General features: G+C 34.2%; 15 protein-coding genes. 1 reads left to right on the top strand and 14 read right to left on the bottom strand.

All coding sequences use genetic code 11. From position 1 onward, the window contains the following. Window positions 1–122: 122 nt before the first annotated feature. The 7 genes from argF to A6J77_RS06515 all read right to left on the bottom strand — a co-directional run bounded on the left by argF (window position 123) and on the right by A6J77_RS06515 (window position 7312). Window positions 123–1124 (bottom strand): ornithine carbamoyltransferase, encoded by a 1002-nt coding sequence (argF, locus tag A6J77_RS06545; RefSeq protein WP_083069257.1) that lies wholly within the window; start codon window positions 1122–1124, stop codon window positions 123–125. Between the two features lie 30 nt (window positions 1125–1154). Beyond that, window positions 1155–2387 (bottom strand): arginine deiminase, encoded by a 1233-nt coding sequence (gene arcA / locus A6J77_RS06540; RefSeq protein WP_083069255.1) that lies wholly within the window; start codon window positions 2385–2387, stop codon window positions 1155–1157. 177 nt (window positions 2388–2564) lie between these two features. Beyond that, window positions 2565–3569, bottom strand: a complete 1005-nt coding sequence (locus tag A6J77_RS06535; protein ID WP_083069253.1) for an IS30 family transposase — start codon at window positions 3567–3569, stop codon at window positions 2565–2567. Window positions 3570–3899: 330 nt separating this feature from the next. Beyond that, window positions 3900–4592, bottom strand: coding sequence for a Crp/Fnr family transcriptional regulator (locus A6J77_RS06530; protein ID WP_083069251.1), 693 nt, complete (start codon window positions 4590–4592; stop codon window positions 3900–3902). Between the two features lie 16 nt (window positions 4593–4608). Next, window positions 4609–5160, bottom strand: coding sequence for a Dps family protein (locus A6J77_RS06525; RefSeq protein ID WP_083069249.1), 552 nt, complete (start codon window positions 5158–5160; stop codon window positions 4609–4611). 1 nt (window position 5161) lies between these two features. Then, a complete protein-coding gene (locus tag A6J77_RS06520; protein WP_083069248.1) occupies window positions 5162–5398 on the bottom strand; it encodes a heavy-metal-associated domain-containing protein in 237 nt (78 codons plus the stop codon). Between the two features lie 63 nt (window positions 5399–5461). Continuing rightward, window positions 5462–7312: a heavy metal translocating P-type ATPase gene (locus A6J77_RS06515; RefSeq protein ID WP_083069244.1), complete on the bottom strand. Its 1851-nt coding sequence runs from the start codon at window positions 7310–7312 to the stop codon at window positions 5462–5464. Between the two features lie 536 nt (window positions 7313–7848). Here A6J77_RS06515 and A6J77_RS06510 point away from each other — a divergent pair. Beyond that, window positions 7849–9129 (top strand): IS3 family transposase, encoded by a 1281-nt coding sequence (locus tag A6J77_RS06510; protein WP_227645137.1) that lies wholly within the window; start codon window positions 7849–7851, stop codon window positions 9127–9129. 52 nt (window positions 9130–9181) lie between these two features. On the opposite strand, the gene A6J77_RS06505 is transcribed toward A6J77_RS06510, so the two are convergent. From A6J77_RS06505 to asp1, 7 genes are all read right to left on the bottom strand, one after another. Continuing rightward, complete coding sequence (locus A6J77_RS06505; RefSeq protein ID WP_083069241.1) at window positions 9182–10186, bottom strand: sugar transferase; 1005 nt, start codon at window positions 10184–10186, stop codon at window positions 9182–9184. Window positions 10187–10372: 186 nt separating this feature from the next. Further along, window positions 10373–11713 carry an accessory Sec system glycosylation chaperone GtfB gene (gene gtfB, locus A6J77_RS06495; protein ID WP_083069237.1) on the bottom strand — a complete coding sequence of 447 codons (1341 nt, stop codon included), beginning with the start codon at window positions 11711–11713 and terminating at the stop codon, window positions 10373–10375. Then, entirely contained in the window at window positions 11706–13211 is a 1506-nt protein-coding gene (gene gtfA / locus A6J77_RS06490; protein WP_083069235.1) for an accessory Sec system glycosyltransferase GtfA, read from the bottom strand. The genes gtfB and gtfA overlap by 8 nt, the downstream gene beginning before the upstream one ends. A gap of 10 nt (window positions 13212–13221) precedes the next feature. Continuing rightward, window positions 13222–15576: an accessory Sec system translocase SecA2 gene (gene secA2, locus A6J77_RS06485; RefSeq protein ID WP_083070268.1), complete on the bottom strand. Its 2355-nt coding sequence runs from the start codon at window positions 15574–15576 to the stop codon at window positions 13222–13224. Between the two features lie 29 nt (window positions 15577–15605). Beyond that, window positions 15606–16481: an accessory Sec system protein Asp3 gene (gene asp3, locus A6J77_RS06480; protein WP_083069233.1), complete on the bottom strand. Its 876-nt coding sequence runs from the start codon at window positions 16479–16481 to the stop codon at window positions 15606–15608. A gap of 14 nt (window positions 16482–16495) precedes the next feature. Then, window positions 16496–18043 carry an accessory Sec system protein Asp2 gene (gene asp2 / locus A6J77_RS06475; protein ID WP_083069231.1) on the bottom strand — a complete coding sequence of 516 codons (1548 nt, stop codon included), beginning with the start codon at window positions 18041–18043 and terminating at the stop codon, window positions 16496–16498. Next, window positions 18044–19570: an accessory Sec system protein Asp1 gene (gene asp1 / locus A6J77_RS06470; protein WP_193756647.1), complete on the bottom strand. Its 1527-nt coding sequence runs from the start codon at window positions 19568–19570 to the stop codon at window positions 18044–18046. Window positions 19571–19581: the final 11 nt, after the last annotated feature.

Below are 19581 nucleotides of genomic sequence, written 5' to 3'. Positions count from 1 at the left end.
ATATTAAAAAGTCTGCTTGCCTGCTTATAGAAATCTATGTATTTTGTCGAATCAATGCTAATGAACACATAGAATGACTAAGTTGCTTCCAAAGTTTTTAATGCATCTTACACTCGGATAAATTAAACTTTTGGAATAAATAAGTGACCGTTAGTTGCTGCCATAATGGCTTTGATTGAATGCATCCGGTTTTCAGCTTGTTCGAATTGACGCGCTTGTTCGCTACGAAATACATCATCAGTCACTTCCATTTCACTGTAGCCAAATTGGTCTAGAATATTCTGACCGTATTTAGTTTCAGCATCGTGAAAGGCTGGTAAACAGTGTAGGAAGATATAGTCGCCTTTAATTCCGTCCACCAACTCCTTGTTAATTTGGTATGGATATAATAAGTTAACACGTTCTTCAAACTTATCTTCTTCACCCATTGATACCCAAACGTCTGTATACAAGGCATCTGCATCGCGGACAGCTGCTTTAATGTCTTCTGTCACTTCTAATTTAGCGCCAGATTCTTTAGCATATTTCTCCGCTAAATCAACCACTGATTGATCTGGGAATAATTCTTTTGGTGCTGCGATGGTGATGTTTACCCCAAGTAAGGCACCTGTTACAAATAATGAATTGGCCATGTTGTTACGACCGTCACCACAGTAAACCAATTTGCGGCCTTCTAATTCACCAAACTCTTCTTTCAAAGTCATGAAATCAGCGATCATTTGAGTTGGATGCCATTCGTCTGTTAAACCGTTCCAAACCGGGACACCAGCATATTTTCCTAGACCTTCAACAACTTCTTGGCTAAAACCTCTAAATTCAATCCCGTCAAACATTGAACCTAGAACTTTAGCTGTATCTTCAACAGATTCTTTCTTCCCTAATTGAATATCATTAGCGCCTAAGAATTCAGGTGCTGCCCCTAAATCGTTGGCTGCCACAGTAAAGGCTGAACGTGTACGAGTAGATGTTTTTTCAAATAGTAAGGCGATGTTTTGCCCTTTTAAATATTCATGTGGAATACCGCGCTTCTTCAAGTCTTTTAAGTGGATAGAAAAGTCGATTAAGTAATTTAATTCTTCCTTTGTAAAATCAATTTCTTTTAAAAAGTTACGTCCTTGAAACATATGTTTCCCTCCTATTAGTTGATTGGCGGATTATTTTTCAGGTAAATCTTCACGGTAGAATGGCATTGACATGCAGCGGGGACCTCCACGACCGCGAACCAATTCACTTCCGCGTAATTTATGCAATTCAATTCCTGCATCTTCTAACTTTTTGTTGGTTACTGTATTGCGGTCATAGACTACAACAACACCAGGTGCAATTGCTAGGGTATTTGAACCGTCGTTCCATTGTTCACGGGCTGCGGCAACGATGTCGTCACCACCGGTACGAATCAAGGTCACTTGTTCAACATCTAATGCATTGGCTAGCACATGCTCCAAAGTATCTTCCGTCAAGTCGATATTAACTTGGCCATCTTCACCTTTAGTAATTTCATAGACCTTCAAGCCTGATTCAATTTCTGGATGAATAGTAAATTTGTCGTAGTCAATCATGGTAAAGACTGTATCTAGATGCATGAACTTACGATTTGATGCAATAACAAAGCCTAAAACGCGGGTGAACTCAGTTTGTTCGAAAATATTTTTCGCTAATTTCTCTACTGAACGTGCATCAGTTCGTTGTGAAATACCAATTGCTAGGGTGTCTTTAGATAAAACTAATTCGTCCCCACCTTCAATACGAGTGGTCTCGTTGCGGTCGTAATATAAAGGAACTGCGCCGCCACCATAAACTGGATGGTGTTCGAAAATGTATTTACCGTAAATAGTTTCGCGATTACGGGTTTCTGAATACATACGGTTTAAGGAAACACCATTACCCATAGTTGCAAACGGGTCGCGCGTGAAATATAGATTTGGCATTGGGTCTACTAAAAGCGGGTAGTCCGTTTCGATTTCATCCGCTAGGTTTTTACCCTCACAAATATCTAACTCAGTCTTTTTGAAGCCTTCCATTGTTTTCAAGACCATCTCAAATGTATCTTCAATCGCTAACAAGTAGTCGCGGATAGCCTCTCTAGCCGCTTGACTGGCAACATCCGCCTCGTCCAACCATTGATCTACAAATGTTTCTCTTACATCCGCATGGTCAATGGCTTCAGCCATTAATTTCTCTAGGTACAATACCTCAACCCCGTTATCTGAAAGGATCTCTGCAAACGCATCGTGCTCGCGTTGTGCCTCTTCCAAATAAGGAATATCATCGAAAAGTAATCGATCAAGATAGTCTGGCATTAAATTTTCTAATTCCTTACCAGGTCGATGTAGCATAACTTTCTTCAATTGACCAATTTCTGAAGTAACATGAATTGGGTTGTTCATCTTATTGCCTCCTATAGTTTATTTGTTTTTCTTTATACTTTTATTATAAATATTTATAAAAACGCTTACATGATATCCTTGGTGTAGCTCGTGTGAAATTCTTAGGATTTCAAATGTGACGAATATCACATTATCTTTCGTGAAGGCCCAGAATTAGCTCGTTTTGACCTTCAATTGTCAAATTAAGTGCAACGATTCATTAAAAAATAACTCATAAGGGGTTTTCCGATTTAGACATTTCCGTGGTCGCGTGGTTAAATTATTCGCCCATTCTTGAATTTGACTATCGAAAATACCTGAAATATTTTCACCTTTGGGTGAATATTCTCGTAATAAACCATTAGTATTTTCGTTTGAACCACGTAGCCATGGAACATGTGGATCTGGAAAATGCACTTTAGTGCCATTTAACTCTAGCGTTATTCGACTAAGTTGGGAGAAATCTTTTCCTCTATCGGGTGTAACGGTTTTACATTTACCTTCTCCAACATTTCTTAGTAGATTGATCATACAATCAATCACATTTTTAGAGATTTTCTTTTCAACCTTACCAAGTAGGGAATAACGAGATTTACGATCGACTAGAGTTACAATACAAGCCCTACCAGTTTTACCGGCTACAGTATCTGCTTCCCAATGACCAATCTCAAGGCGCTCATTGGCAGCAGATGGCCGTTCATGAATCGTATTCGAAATTAGTATTTTTCCACGACGCTCTTGATAATTTTTTGTGTGCCGTGTTTTACTTCGATGTCTTAACTTACGAATGGCACCTTTATTGCCGTGAGAGAGATTCGGTTCATCAAAATCTCCGCGATATATTGCACGATAAATCGTATTATAACTAAGCGCTTGCTGATTTATTTCCAGTCTCATTCGGGCACTAATCTCCTCTGGAGACCATTGTTCTTCCAAAAAGAGTCGTTTTACCCGAGAATGAATTTCTGTATCTAGAAGTATGCGTTTATGACCACACTTTCTAGTCTTTCTTTGCTGATACTTTTCTTGTGCTTTTGAGGGAGAATAACTTTTTTCTTGAATAGTATTTCGCTTTAGTTCTCTTAAAATTGTTGATTTTGCACGATTTAGTTGCTTAGAAATATATCCTAAAGACTTACCTTGCTCATGCAGTAGGAATATTATTTCGCGTTCATTAATGGTAAGATGACAATATGGATTCATAGTTTTCTTCCTTTCTGTAGTTGGTGGTACATCTATTTTAAAGGAAAACTATGGTTCTTTTTTTGAAATTTTTATGTGTTGCACTTAAATTGTAAATTCGTCCCATAAAAATAGACCCCCAAAAGTTAGATTTTTGGTCTAACTTTTGGGGGCCTCTACATTATTCTCTTACGGTTTTATTCCACACTTTAATTATATTCCTAGAATTTCTAAAAAGTTATTACTTTTAGTTTTTCATGAATAACGAATATTCTTTTTTACTAACTAATTTACAAATAAAACCACTCTATTAATTCCCCTTATTAATTCTATTTTTTGATAGAGTTCACTTTAACTCGATGCAAATAATAATTCATCTAGATCAAATATTTCAATATATTTATGCGTATGTTGTTTAATTAAACCTTTATCCTCTAACAAAGAGAACTTCCGACTTATTGTTTCGGGTGTTGTACCCAAATAAGAAGCTAGCTCTTTTTTTGACATTGGTAATGTCACATAAGTATGATTTTCCTCATCTTCAACATATTCTGCTAGAAAATTAATAATACGAGACTCTACCTGCTCCATACCAACCTGCATCGTCTGCTTTTCTGATACCTGTAAACGTTTCGTAACATCTGAAAGTATTCGTCTCATAATTTCTGGGTAAGCGTCTAGATAGTTATCCATATCTTTTTTATGGATTCTACATATGCTTACTTCTGATATTGCTTCAGCATAATTAGAATGGTAACTGTCAGTTTGAAAAATAGCCACTTCGCCCATAAAATCACCAGGATTTAGTATGCGTACCGTTTGTTCCCGACCGGATTCATTTAAGTTATAAATACGTACACGCCCATTATTTACGATATATAGTGTGTCATCTTTATCACCATTTCCAAATAACAACGCATTCTTTGCATAATGTACTTCATGCGCTGATTGTGCAATTAAACTCATTTGTTCTTCGTTTAGATGGTTAAAAATTGGTACTAACCGTATACAATCTACATGACTATGGTGATGATGGTGTGCCATACAACTTTCCTCCTAATTAATCGTTATCTATATAATCATCGTCTTCTAACGCATCCTTATTAACAAAGGCTTGAAGTTGCCAAATATTTACATCTAAATAATCTTTATAACTAATTAGTAAATCCTCTAATGCATCATCTGCTTCTTCTTGAGCTAAACGCAATGCACGAACGGTAAATTCACGATTAGTTCTAAAATCTTCTACTAACTGTAACACCATTTCTTCAGCAGAATAATATTTTTCAGACGGATCTTCAGAAATTATTGTAAATTCCTGAAATTCAACAGTTGTTGATGCTGGCTTAAATCCTGAAGCTAGTAAACGTTCTGCAATTTTATCAAACCATATTTCATTCTCATTATACAGTTTTTCAAATAACTCATGCAATGAATAGAAATTTGCCCCTTTTACATACCAGTGATATTGATGTAATTTTACATGTAAGGTATGAATATTAGCCAGTACATGGTCTGTAACAGCTGCAGCATTAATCTTTGTATGGTGTATATGTTCTTTATAGGCTTGTTCAGCAGCTAATTTTTCTTGTCTTTCATTTACTGTTGTCATTTTATATACCTTCCTTCACTTTTGAACTAATAACGGAATATCCTAAGTTTTCAATAGCGTTTTCAATTGTACTCAAATTGACTTGTTCTTCATCAAAATCCACTTTTACCTTACTTGCATTGAACAGCACTTTTACAGAGTCCTTTTCTACACCAGCAGTTTGCTTTAACCCACTTTCAATTTTTTGTAAACATGATGGACAAGTTAATGTTTCTAATTTCAATGTTGCTTTAGTCATATCTATCACTCCTTTAAATAAATTATATAAGGTATTTTTTAAAAAATAATTGACACGGATCAATTATTTTAATTGATATCCTCTTAATCTCATTGCATTTAAAATAACGACCAAAATACTTGCCTCATGAACTAACATACCAATTGACATAGACATCCATTCACTGAATATTAAACTAAAGAGTAATATTATCACCACACCAACAGCAACAAGAATATTTTGTCGCATATTCGCATATGTCCCTTTAGCTAAACCTAAAGCATGGGGGAGACGATTAAAATTGGAATTCATCAAAACAATATCTGAACTTTCAATGGCTACATCTGTTCCATTTCCCATAGCTATCCCTACTTCTGCAGTAGCTAAAGAGGGACTATCGTTCACACCATCACCAATAAAAGCAACAATTTCACCATTAGACTGTCTTTCTTTTAGAAATGCTTGCTTGTCCTCAGGCAGCATATCGCCATGGGCCTCGGTTAATCCTAGCTCTTTTTTAACTAAATTAACTGTACCTTGATTATCCCCTGATAATACAATGAGATTTTTAACACCAAGTGATTTTAATCTTTGTAGGTCTTGTTTAACACCTGGTCGAACCTGGTCACGGATCCCCATTAAAATCATTAACTGATGATCAACTGCTGTTAATACAATTGAACTACCGTCTCTTTCTAATGTATCTAATTTTTTAAGCACATCAGCAGATAGTGGTATCCTTTCTTGTTCCATTAAGTTTTTATTCCCTACTGCAACGATGTGTCCATCAACGTGAGCAATTATGCCCCCTCCTTTTATAACCTGTGTACGCTCTACAGGTCGTAGTTTATATTGCGCTAACTTATTCGTAATAGCGACTGCTAAGGGATGATCAGATTCCCTTTCAACCGAGAATAATAGAGACAAATCCTCCTCTTGATTATTTCCATAGTAAACAAATTCACCCACTTCAGGCTTTCCTTCAGTTAAGGTACCTGTTTTATCAAATAGGACTGTATCTACATTCGCAAAATGACTCATCACTTCAGAACCTTTAAACAAAATACCATTCTTTGCACCATTTCCTATACCCGCCACGTTTGAAACAGGTACACCAATGACCAAGGCTCCTGGACAACCAAGTACTAATACAGTAACTGCTAGTGCCGTATCTTTAGTTAGTACCCAAACTAATAGCCCAATGATAAGTACCACAGGTGTATACCAACGAGAGAACTGGTCAATAAATCGTTCAGCTTCTGATTTAGAATCTTGTGCTTCTTCTACTAATTCAATAATTCGACCAAATGTAGAATCCCCTCCAACTCTATCAGCGACTATTTGAATAGTCCCATTATCCATAATGGTACCGGCAAATACTTCGTCACCTTTCTCTTTCTTTAGAGGTAAAGATTCGCCGGTGATATTAGCCTCATTTACATGTCCCTTTCCAGTAGTTACCCTACCATCTACTGGAATCTTAGCCCCAGTTTTTACTAAGAGAATATCTCCTTCCACTACTTCATCAATATTTACTTCTTCAAATTGTCCCTCCTGCAACTGCTTAAAAGCAGTCTCTGGAGCCATTTCCGTCAACTCTTTAATAGCAGATCGTGTTTGCTTAAGTGTACGCTGTTCTAAATATGAGCCAAATAGAAATAAAAAAGTAACAATAGCTGACTCTTCATAATTTTGGATAAAGAAAGCGCCAATAACCGCTATCGTTACTAAAACATCAATACTCACTACTTTTACTTTTATAGCCTGAAAAGCCTGTATCGCAATTGGCAAAACACCCAATATGGATGCAATGATAAAAGCACTATTAAAGATAACCGTATTAGTAAAAATGAAATGTGCAATAAAACCTATCATAATAAGTAAACCACTAATAACCGTAATATGATTTTTATGTTTCAAAATAGTCTGTTGCATATAAATCCCTCCTATACTTTTGTACAACTACAGTGTATTCATTTTTGAGAGATATAAAATTGATGCGCATCAATTTTATAAACACAATATAAAAAAGTTAAGATTTTTATTTTAGTCATTTTTCCAAAACTAATTATTATCCTAGAAACAGAGATGAAAATTATACTTGAATAAGAGTTTACTATTTATGGTTGATTGAATCTTTTTTATTTTTTTCGATTTTTAAAGATAAATACATCTCCTACAAAAAAGTCTTACACACTTAATAAGACCGTCTAAATTCTGTATATCATAAAGGATGGTCTGAAGAGTTTTATGCACTTGGTAGCTTTGTTCATCCTATTAACTACTTTAGATATTGAATTAATATCTTTATAGATAGCCCAAATTTACCGCAAAAAAAAAGAGGATTTACGTAGCTTGAATCTCAACCCGAAAACTGAACACTCAAAAAAGAGTGTTGTAAGTTTTCGGGTTATTTTTATGCAAAATTTTCGGTATACTCTATTTGAGTTATACAGAAGGGAATGGACAGGATGAGTAAAAAGATATATAGCCAAGCTGAGATTCAAGCTTTAAGAAACAATCCTAATGTGAAAAGTGTGACAGAGAAAAGTATTACCTATTCATCAGAATGCAAAATAAAGGCCATTAAACAAAGCAAACAAGGCATGAAATCCACTCAGATATTTGAACTTGCTGGACTTCCTTCTCATTTAATCGGAAAAGGAAAATCCGATCAATCGCTATCACGTTGGAAAAGATTATATAAAGATCACGGAGAAGATGTATTGTTACAAGAGGCGCTAGACAAAGCAAATGCCCGTATAGCCTATCTAGAGGGGAATCTTGAACTAGTTAAAAAATTAGAACTGCACGAGAGGAGCGTGAAAAACGACAAAAGAAACGACTTAAGTAAACAAGAACGCTTTAGATTAATTAACCAAATTATTCGTGAGAATCAACTTGCTGGGATGGTGAATCATTTATGCGACCTTGCAGGGGTAAGTAAAAGCGGCTACTATTACTGGCTAAATAGTAGCGATAAACGTGCTGAGCGTGTTCGAAATGATTGGGAAGATTTCCAATTGTTATATAGAATTTTTCTGGATAAGAAGAAGTGTGGGATTGATGAAATAAAAATGGCGTTAGAAACTGAATACGATGTAGTAATGAATCATAAAAAAATCAGAAGAATTTTGCGCAAGAATAACATCATATCATCAATACGATCAGCGAAACCATACCGTAAAATGATGAAGGCAACCCAGGAAAATGCTACCAAGAAAAACCTTGTCAATCGTCAGTTTGATCAAGGTATCCCGTACAAAGTATTTCTCTCAGATATCACTTATCTTCCTTATGGAAGTGGACAATGGGCCTATCTTTCAGCGGTTAAGGATGGTGCTACCGGCGAAATTGTTGCACATCACTTCTCAACTAGCTTAAAAATGAATTTAGTTTATGAAACGCTAGATAAATTAAATAATGTGATTAAGGATATGCCAGTAATGGAAAGGTATATCCACTCAGATCAAGGGGTTCATTATACCTACCCTGTTTTCCAGGAAAAAGTTCAGAATATGGGGCTAATTCAGTCTATGTCGAGGCGCGGTAACTGTTGGGACAATGCACCTATGGAATCATTCTTTGGTCATATGAAGGACGTTGTATTATCTGAAAAAACAGAAACACTACAAGATCTTTGGTATGCAGTTGAAGATTATATTGAATTTTACAACAATCGTCTCTATCAGAAAAAATTAAAAAAGATGACCCCGACAGCTTATCGGGGTCATCTTTTGTGGGTAGCGTAACTCTCTTTTTTATTTGTTCAGTTTAACGGTAGGGTTTCAACCTCTTCTTTTACTATTTTTTTAAAATGATTTGGTGGATTGTATCAGTTAAAAGTTTCTTTGTGAATTGTCCTGTTCTAAGTAAAAAGGCAAAATTTGCTACATTTTCTTTGATCATTTCATATTCTTCCTTATCAATTTTCGCAACTATTGTATCTGCTTCCTCTAGTGAATCAACGATAAAACCTAATTGATGGTCTTTGATTAATTGCGCATTGGATAAATTTCTTGAAACGATAACAGGAATCCCTGCTGCTAAATAGGTACCCAATTTATATGAGTTACACAAAGCAAAATATTCCTGAATATCGGGATTTTCTGTCCAAACTAACCCAAACCCTCCTTCAGACAAATGGTGAACTAACTTAGTATCTGAATACCATCCTAAATAAGTTACTTTTTCATTCAAGTTTTCCTCTACAGGATTTGAATATACCTTAAGTGGCGTCTCTCCAGACCAATCTTTTACAAAATCAAATTTTTCTGCATTTCCAGCAAAATGAATTTCTTGTTTAAAAGTTGTTTTGGCTAAATCATATGCTATTGGATGATCCCACATATGTTGAATAATGATATTTTGAACAGTTAATCCTTCTTCAATAAGACGATTTTTCATATTTTCTGACGGTACAATCAAACAATCAACTTGATTAAAAAGTTCAATATAATCGTTCATTAAATAATAATTAGATTTAAACTGTAAAGGAATCACATCGTGCAAATAAATAGCAATTTTTATATGCCAATAATTTTTTAATTTATTTACTAAGGCTTGTTCAAATGCTAACGAGTTCCATGTGGGCAGTTGTAGAATAACAATATCTTCTGCAGAGACGGAAGCAATAATGCCATCTAGACGTGTTGATAGTTCACTAGGACTGTCCACAGTTATGGGATAGTTATAAATGCCTAGCTCATTAACACCCAACTCTCTAGCTATTTGAGCCGTCATATTTTGCGATATCATTGCAGTCGAATCACTTGATTGGCCGTATAAATTTGTAATATGTGCGCGCATGTCTACCTCCTCTAAAATAACATCACAAGAATTCTAAGTAGTCCGAAAATCACCGATCCACCAATTATGATAGACATTAATGTCCCAATGGTATTCTTTGGTTTCTTTTTATTTGATTTATGATTTCTATCACGTTCAGCTTTCATTTGCTGACCAATTCTTGTTTGAAATAGGTCTTTACTTTTATTAGACATCAAAATATCCCTCAATCTCTCTAAATATTTTAACATAATCTCTTTTTGATACTGAATTCGCTGCTAGTTTTTGACTAACAAGCAACTTACTATGAATCTCAGGATTCTCAATACTCATTTTTAATAATTGAACCATTTCATCAAGTTGCATACGTTGGAATATAAGATTCGGATACATGAACTTTTGATTATGCGTTGTTTCATCAAAACTCACTATAACCATTTGATAATCAAAAGCAGATCGAACTGCATTCACTATTTCATTACCATAATTTAAATCTAAGAGCCAACCTACTTTTTCATATAAATTTCTGATTTTCTGCATGCTAGCGTTGGGATATAATTGAACATTTTCATAACGATTCAAGTTGGTTAATTTGGTGGACATCTCTGTTAGGGCTACTACATGGATTTTTAACTGAGGTAGTCTTTGAACTATCTCTTCTAAATGTAAAATTTGATCCGAATTTGTCGCAATGATTGCTTCATTTATCAGGTGATCATTCTTTTTAAATGTATAAATGTATCCCAAATCATAGATAGGAATATCACTGTCACTTGAAACAAGTGCCTTAAGATGATCAGCGTATAATTTATCTGTCACAACAATCTGTTTGGTACTCGTAGAACCATTTAAAATAAGCTGCATATTACCAGGTATTTCATCTCTCGTATCTTCTTGCCAAATTAGGGTACTTTCTTTAGTTTCCTTACTATGTAACACAACTAAGAAAGGCAATGCTAATGTATTATAGATGATATTTGAAAGGTCTACGTTGTGCGATTGTAGCGTATAAATGATAAAATCTATTTCTGTTTGGAATAATTGTAGTCCATATTCCTCCATTAAGATATAGGTCTTGGTGTGATGGTTATAAATAATTTTTTCACGACCTTTATTATCGAAATAAGTAGTCGTCACCATACGTTGATCCCTTGTTAAAACTGTCTGTTTATAACGTATGCCTTGTTTATTATAACCATCTATCCACCGTATATTTCCTTGCTCATCAAGCCATTCTACACGTCCTATAACCCTATCTTCACTTATTTTTGCAAAATGAATCTGTCCTCTTTTTTTATGATAGTCTACAATTTCACCTAACTGATTTGTCGCTGATATTTCCCAAAACTCTGGTACTGCAAGTTCATTAAAATAAAGTGGTTCACCATCTAACGGATTATCTAGCCAGAGTTGATAAATACTTTGTACATCATCAGGCAAAAAACCATCATCTTGGCAAACAAAGGTAGGATAGGAAAAGCCTGCTTTTATTAATGATTGGTGAAAATCTTTACTTTGTGAACTATAATCATTTAATAAATTAATCATCTAAAAGCTCCTTTACTAGGTTTTCCCACTTTTCTTGTACTTGATCTTCTAAAAATTTTTCTGCTAAAGCATAAGATACTTGTTGCATTTGTTGAATATCCTTTTGGTAAAACCGCACCAATGCATCTGATAAATGTTGAATGTGTTTTTCATTATTAAAAATATCATCAAATGGTAAAAGATAGCCATTTTCTCCATCGTTGATGAAAGTAATATTCCCATAGCGAACATCGAAACCTATTATTGGTAATCCAGAACCCACAGCCTCCATAAGGGTGAGCCCAAAGCCTTCACTTGTTGAAGCACTCAAATACAATTCATACTGCTTATATATATATTTTAAGTCAGCATGTCCTTTCAATTGAATGTAATCTGAAGCATCTAATTCTTCAATTAATTTTAGCAGTTTTTGCTTGCTACCCCCTTCACCATAAATATCAAATGTTAATTGTGGTAGTGTTTCTTTTGCTTTTGCAACTGCTTTAATTAACCAATCAATATGTTTTTCTTCAGCTAATCTAGAGGCCGTTAAGATTGCGTATGGGCTACGATGATCAGTCGGCTTCACTAATTCTCCTAAAGCACCTACTGGAATAGTAAAGATCTTAGACATCGGCTTGTTGTCTCGTGCAAAATGTGTGTTTAAGAGATTTTTTTGTGTTTCGGTTGCTGTAATGAAAAAGTCCATAGCTTGACGATTAGTGAATTGATACTCATAATAGTTATTCCACAATAAGTGTTTATCCGTGGAGCTTGATTCACTAAAATGCTCTGCATGCACAACTGTCCCAACCTTTGCAGTGCCTTTATTTTCAAGAATCGCTTGTGCAATATTCGTTGCCCGGTCTATGATGATAATATCATTGGCAGTAAGATTTAGTTGACGAATAAAATAGCCGATGAATTTTTCTTTACTATCAAAAATTTGATTGTGGGTTAAGAAAATCGACCCTGATTCATCAATAATTTCTTCTAACGCCGTCGTACCATCTTGGTTAAAAAATCTGCGTTGATATACAGTTGCTTTTTTCTCATGTGGTAGGTAATACTCAGAAAATACTCTTGTAAATGAATAATAGTCTTTTCTTGTTAAAATACCATTTTGAACAAATTCTACCCTTTGTAGAAAGTCGTCTTCTTCATTAGAGAGATAACCTGTACAATAATTTTGTTCCCCAGAAAAATACCACCGATATATTTTTCCATTACGTTCTTCATTAATAATAGGTTGACGTATAGTTTGTTTGAAATCATTAATTGTATAGGTTGTGGCTGCAATCGGGATATCTGAAAAATATTGATAAAGCCAAATAACTTCATCATCTTGAAAGCCGATATTCTCAGATAGATGTTGGATGTTCTCTCCGGTAAACATATCCGTAAAAATAAATTTTGCAGGTATTTTAGCACGATTTAGTAATTTTGCACGGTAAGCTTGTGCATATTCAACACCACTACTTGCCCAACCTAAACCTTTGTTAATGTTATAAATTGTCATCTAATCTCTCCTATGAGAATTGTATTATCCATTCACCTTTCTGATTTCTTTCAAAATAAGATAAGGCTAAATATTTTACCATGTTAGTATATATATTCTCTTTCATTTTTTTAAAAGCACAAGTTGCTTCTTTTTCATATTCTGTCATAACATTTCTTTGGGCTACTTGGCGACTGGTTACAATCTTCTTATATTGTTCCATGTAATCCACTTGCTCTATCCAACCTTCATCTATTGATTTTAAGACCGCTTTCTGTAAAAAGACCGCTAGTAAATCTGGATCCGTAATTTCCAACTGCTTAGTATGTAATTGATCTGCGAAAATTTGATGCAACAGTTGTTTCACTTCATCTAAATTCATCAAATCTATTTGGTTAATTTCCTGTGGTAGTTGATAGGATAGATGGTCAAATATATACCGTTTTAATCTTTTTTTTGTTAAAGGATGGTTATTTCTCAGAAAAATATCAAAAGCTTCATCAACTTTAGTCCGGATCATTTCAAAGGATAATTTCTTATCTCCGTTGATAATTTGGCTTCGGTCCTGATAAATAATTTCTCTTTGTATACGTAAACTCTCATCAAATTCCATAGACATATGTCTGTTAGATCTTCCGGCTGAGTCACTTGCATCCTGGGCTAAATCAAAAATTCTTATCATTTTCTTTTGACTCAAAGGGCGATTACCTTGGTTATACCTATCAATATTTAACTGTTGATCACTCCATTTAGTAATTAATTGGTCTTCTAATGAGCCAAAAAATTTACTTTTTCCTGGATCCCCCTGTCTCCCAGAACGTCCTCTCAGTTGTAAATCTATTCTTTTACTTTCCATCCGTTCTGTCCCAATAACATATAAGCCGCCAATTTCGGCAACTTTATTTCCTAACTTAATATCAGTTCCTCTACCGGCGATTGAAGTCCCGATAGTCACTGCACCCAGCTGTCCAGCTTCCTTGATAATCATTGCTTCCTTGGGTAAGTTATAAGCATTTAATACATTATGTGGAATGCCAATACTTAATAAAATATCTGAATACAGTTTAGACATACCAACTGAACCTGTAGCTAATAGAATTGGCTGGCCAGTAGCATGAACACTATTTACTAAATCGATTACAGCAGTTACCTTTTCTTCCAAAGTCATAAAGAATTGATCAGGTTCATCAATTCTTGCTACCGGTTTATTAGTTGGCACAACGGTCACATTTAACCCATAGGTTTCTTGAAATTCTGCTTCCGCAACTTTTGCAGTACCACTCATTCCAGCAATTTTTGGAAATCTTTTAAATAGATTTTGATAAGTAATAGAAGCCATAGCTCGTTGGTTAGCTGTTAATTCAACCTCTTCTTTAGCTTCAAGCGCTTGGTGGTACCCAGACTGTAATTTTGTACCTTCCATTATACGTCCGGTTTGATCATTTAATAACTTTACTTCCCCTTTAGAAACAATATAGTTACGATTTTTTTCATATAAAAAATTAGCTCTTAAGGCTAAGAATACATGACGGTTTAGCTCTATATTTTTGGGGTCAAATAAATTATCTATTTTAAAATATCTTTCACAAGCTATTATGCCTTTTTTAGTTAGCCAAACATTGTCCCTATCTTCATCAAATTGATAGTCAATATATTCATCTAATGTCCGAATAAACTGGTCGGTGATAACATATAAATTTGATTGCACACGTGGCATTCCTGAAATAACTAGAGGTGTTTGCGCGCCATCCAATAACACTTCATCTATCTCATCTATAATGACATAATCTATATTTCTTAGATATTGGTCATCTTTACTAGCTGCCAAGTTTTCAAATAAATAATCAAACCCATAGCCCGCATGCGTCGTATAAATAATATCTGCATCATAAATCGCCTTTTTTTCTAAGGCGGTCAATTTATTGTCTTTACCAGAATCTTCTATAGCATTTGAAACAGATAAACCTAACCATTGAAAAACAGGACTCATTTCTTCATAATCACGTTTACTCAAGTAATCATTCGTCGTCACAATCATAGCTCCAGCACCATTTAAAGCATTTAGATACAAGGGAAGAGTTGCTGTTAAGGTTTTCCCTTCTCCTGTTTTCATTTCGGCGATTTCTCCTTTATGGAGAACGATTCCACCGAGTACCTGTACATCATAGGGATAGTAACCTAAAACTCTCTTATCAGCTTCTCGTACAACTGCAAAAGCTTCAGGCAATAAATCATCTAAGCTTTCTCCTGCCACTAGTCGCTCTTTAAATTGTGCTGTCTTAGCTTGTAATTCACCATCACTTAAGTCTGCCATCTCTTTAGCCAAGTGATTAATTTGCTTTAAAATAGCGACATACTTCCTATGAACGGGTTGATTTAATCGCATTTTTTCACCTACCTTCACACTGTTTTATCCTAACAACCTTTACCTATATCCAAAGGCATATAAGTACGTTTATAGAGAGGTAACATCAAATCATCTCTATCTGCTTGTCCATTTGTTAGAGAATATAGGTTTGGTGTTATTCCTTCTTCTTTTAAATCCTTCACAATTTGCCAGATATTTATATTTTTCTTTTCAACGAATAATAAATTTACTAGTTCCAATGATGGAAATTCTTTCACAATCTCTTTGATTTCTTTTGTAATACATGTTTCACGATACTTAATAGCGGTTGTTAATAGAGAAATAGCTTGGTCCGAAAATCTACTATCTTCAATCTCAGTTATCACTCTGCCTGTAACAGGCTCTCTACCAGTTATCTGTATATTTAAAACATCTTTATTTAAATCAATATGTTGAAGGGTATTTCGCCATAACTTTGCATTGACTAGCGTCTGAATTTTCTTATCTTCTTCATAAAGAACTAATTCTCTAAATATAAAATTATCCAGTCCAGCATTAATGAGCGTAACCTTATAAAATAAACATTGAGATGGTATAGAAAATTCAATTTGATTCAAATCAAAAAATATTTCTTGAATTAGATTATGATGATAGTTATAAAATGCTATCTTGATCTTTAACTTTCCTTCAACATTATTTGAAACTACAGCTTGTAAAGCATAGTGATTACCTGGTACCAAAGTCGGTAATTGAATTGGTTCGCGTGTTTCTTGATAATGAACCCGTGAGGACCATTCGTGAATAACCTTTCCAGAAGGCATTAAAGTATTTTCCCAATACAGTAATTCTGAGTCGGTGCTATAGCGAATTTGGCTACCATATAAAAAATCTTCTTGTCTTAATTGTCCCCACTTAATAATATTGATTGGTTTCCAGTTAGACATAATTCACCTCCCATTTATCCAATACTTGTATTTAACCTTTTCAATTGTGCGAAAAACCATTGGTTGATACCAGGACTATTGTCATTATGTCGACCTACTAATCCTTTACTAATAATGTTGATGTCTTTTTCGCTGAGATAGTTTAATAAATCAAAATATGCCTGGCTGTCGTAATCATCCTGCATCATATAAGCTATGGCAATGGTGCTATCTTCTGGAAATTTCGCTTTTTCTAAATATGGTACAATTTTATTGTTTAACTTTTCGTAACGATCTTCCCCTTGGTCAATAAATTCATTGACCAAATCTAATGAAGTTTCAAAGGCTTCTGGTCGGTGTAAAGGTACGTTTCTTGCAATATCACCTAAATTAATTAATGGCTTACCCACTACGATTGCACGAGCTTCTAATCTAGCGCCATAATAAATAGCACCGTAAGTACCCATTGATAAACCAGAAACAACCAATTGTTTAGTAGAGAATGATAACAAATCTAAATAAGTTTGAATGACATTCTCAATTTTTTGCTCATATTCTACTGAACCTATATAGAAACGCCCACCTTCCAAACGTGGGTCACTAATTAATAGGAATGGTTTACCTAAATTCTTCATCATCCAATAGCCTTCAAAACCTTCCGCAGTTCGATAGCCAGAGAAATAAACATTTAATGGCGGTTGTAGGTCTCCTGGATTAAAGTAATAAAAGAATTCTTTTCGCTGGCTATCCCGACCAACTTGCCCACCTAACAACATTTCACCATATTGTTCGCGAGATTTCCGATAATGAAGCGGACCAACTTTAACAATACCTTGTCCTTTTACCTCAATAGATACTGCTAAATAGGTAAACTTTTCAACATTCACATTGATATAATGTTCCATTTCTATTTGTGTAAAAGTACGACGTGTTACTTCGCCTGCTGAGTCAATAAAATGCAAAACTAATCTCAAATCTATTTGATTATCAGCATCATACTCTAACCATAAATCAGTAGTTGCATCACTTCCTAATCCTATGTTGTAGTTCCAATAAAGCAATTGAACGTAGTCACTTTGATTAATTTCACTAATTTCAACATAGTTATTACCATTGTAGTAAATATTAAAATTATCGACATGGTTTACCACAGTATTTTTCACATGCAATTTCGTACCATTTTGTCCGATAAAAAAATCTTTTTTTACTGTAGCAATTACACTTGTAATATCCTGCATATCAATGTAATGCACGAATAAATATTTAAATATAGGGAAATGATCAATGAAAGTATCAGAAAGTTCCTGATTTACTAAAATGGTGTAGGGTTCTATATATTGCTGAAGATAAGAAAAATCAAAGTTTGTGCTCAATTCAGAAATTATAACGGTATCAAATGATGCTAATTTTTCCTGGTGATCCTCTTCTTCATTATCTTCATTTGCGTTTAAAACAGCATAAAGCTTCTCTTGTTGCGCATCCACATCATCACAAGCATCGATATAATACCAAATTAAACCATCTTCATTCCGTGATTCCCAACGCTCTCTACCAATTTGTAAAATATGTAGCTTTTTCTCCATCTATTCAATCTCCAAGTATTTTGCCCATTTTTTCACTAGTTGTTCACTATTGTTTTCTGCAATCTTTTCTATCGCAAAAACCAAAGAACGATTCCAATTTTTCAACGTATCCAGATAATAATGAATGGCTAGTGGTAGGTCTTCAATAGACTGAATAATATAACCATTTTCTGCATGTTTTACATACGTTGTTTCTCTTTGGTTGATTTGAGGGATTCCTGCACTAATGCTCGCAATTTGAGTATAAAGATGTGGGTTTTCACTTAGATCAATTACTAATCTAACAGTAGAAAATGAGGAAATGACTGTCAACTCTTCTCTTACTTGTCTGAACACAAAATATTCTTCATCTTCTATTTCAATATTCAGTGCATTTATCTTTTCATTAAACGATTCTTCGCTGATGAATCTATTATTTAAATTTTTCATAAATTGTACTATCTCAGAATTTTGGTCATTCTGTTCGTTATAGCTAGCAAATATCACTCGAATATTTTTATTACGTTGAATTTCTTTGAACATCAATTCTCCAATTTTATATATTAAGTCCTTTTGAATGTTATCGATATTTACCCATATATTTAATTCTTTAACTTCTTGACTAACACCTAAATTCAATCGACTATCATATGGCGAAATAATAGCAGTAGGTACTTGATCAGTTAATGGGACTACATTTTTTAAAATATTGTCAGAATCGGCAACAAAAAAATCAACACTTTTAATATTCTCATAATCTATATAAGCATCATCATTATTTCTTTCAGAAAAAAATGACATAACTTTTTTTCCTGGTATTTCATTATCTAAAAAGTATCGATTATGTTCTTTACTAGCAGCTATGACGACTACGTCTTCTGCTGTAAATTCTTTGATTTTTATTTTCAAAACTGCTTCAATGAGTGAGGTTTTAGAAGTAAAAAATCGTTGTTTTAATTTGGCTTGTATCTTAGCATTTTCAGATATTTCAAAAGTACCCTCTTCTACAAAATATATAAATTGTTTTTCACCTAATAAATTTAGGAAAGTAGTAGATATGTGTTCACCTTGTTCATATAATTGGATACTAGATATAAACCCCCTATCGTCAATAACATATCTATTATGAATAAGGCTTTCTTCAAAATGATCAATCCATAACACATTCCCTGCTTCATTAAAGTAAATTTTTGCATACATGGCATTAGCGCTCATCGCTACAACAACGTATGGTGTAGTGATAAATTGAATATCCTTAGGCCAATTTAATTCCTTATAATTAAAAGGTTGTATGTTACTCAATTTATCTTGTTCAATCCCTTGTAACTGATCAAAAAGAGACCAACATGAAATATTTAATAATTGTTGTCGATTTAAAAAGGTTCTTAAGTTTGGTAGATAATTTAATACTAATAACTCAGTTGACAATGATTGAGCAGCAAACATTCTACTTTGATTCACAGTATCATCAAATTCAATTTCTTTAGAAAGATATTGCCAAGCTAGCGATAATTTTTCTTGATACCATGCTGGTATAAAGTAATACATCTCATACTCCT

It is taken from the genome of Aerococcus viridans (assembly GCF_002083135.2).
Lineage (GTDB): Bacteria > Bacillota > Bacilli > Lactobacillales > Aerococcaceae > Aerococcus > Aerococcus viridans_C.
This window is presented reverse-complemented; position numbering and strand designations above follow the sequence as displayed.

Excerpts from the sequence above, each read along its gene's own strand:
- argF (WP_083069257.1), bottom strand. The coding sequence starts at position 1,124 with ATGTTTCAAGGACGTAACTTTTTAAAAGAAATTGATTTTACAAAGGAA.
- arcA (WP_083069255.1), bottom strand. The coding sequence starts at position 2,387 with ATGAACAACCCAATTCATGTTACTTCAGAAATTGGTCAATTGAAGAAA.
- A6J77_RS06535 (WP_083069253.1), bottom strand. The coding sequence starts at position 3,569 with ATGAATCCATATTGTCATCTTACCATTAATGAACGCGAAATAATATTC.
- A6J77_RS06530 (WP_083069251.1), bottom strand. The coding sequence starts at position 4,592 with ATGGCACACCATCATCACCATAGTCATGTAGATTGTATACGGTTAGTA.
- A6J77_RS06525 (WP_083069249.1), bottom strand. The coding sequence starts at position 5,160 with ATGACAACAGTAAATGAAAGACAAGAAAAATTAGCTGCTGAACAAGCC.
- A6J77_RS06520 (WP_083069248.1), bottom strand. The coding sequence starts at position 5,398 with ATGACTAAAGCAACATTGAAATTAGAAACATTAACTTGTCCATCATGT.
- A6J77_RS06515 (WP_083069244.1), bottom strand. The coding sequence starts at position 7,312 with ATGCAACAGACTATTTTGAAACATAAAAATCATATTACGGTTATTAGT.
- A6J77_RS06510 (WP_227645137.1), top strand. The coding sequence starts at position 7,849 with ATGAGTAAAAAGATATATAGCCAAGCTGAGATTCAAGCTTTAAGAAAC.
- A6J77_RS06505 (WP_083069241.1), bottom strand. The coding sequence starts at position 10,186 with ATGCGCGCACATATTACAAATTTATACGGCCAATCAAGTGATTCGACT.
- gtfB (WP_083069237.1), bottom strand. The coding sequence starts at position 11,713 with ATGATTAATTTATTAAATGATTATAGTTCACAAAGTAAAGATTTTCAC.
- gtfA (WP_083069235.1), bottom strand. The coding sequence starts at position 13,211 with ATGACAATTTATAACATTAACAAAGGTTTAGGTTGGGCAAGTAGTGGT.
- secA2 (WP_083070268.1), bottom strand. The coding sequence starts at position 15,576 with ATGCGATTAAATCAACCCGTTCATAGGAAGTATGTCGCTATTTTAAAG.
- asp3 (WP_083069233.1), bottom strand. The coding sequence starts at position 16,481 with ATGTCTAACTGGAAACCAATCAATATTATTAAGTGGGGACAATTAAGA.
- asp2 (WP_083069231.1), bottom strand. The coding sequence starts at position 18,043 with ATGGAGAAAAAGCTACATATTTTACAAATTGGTAGAGAGCGTTGGGAA.
- asp1 (WP_193756647.1), bottom strand. The coding sequence starts at position 19,570 with ATGTATTACTTTATACCAGCATGGTATCAAGAAAAATTATCGCTAGCT.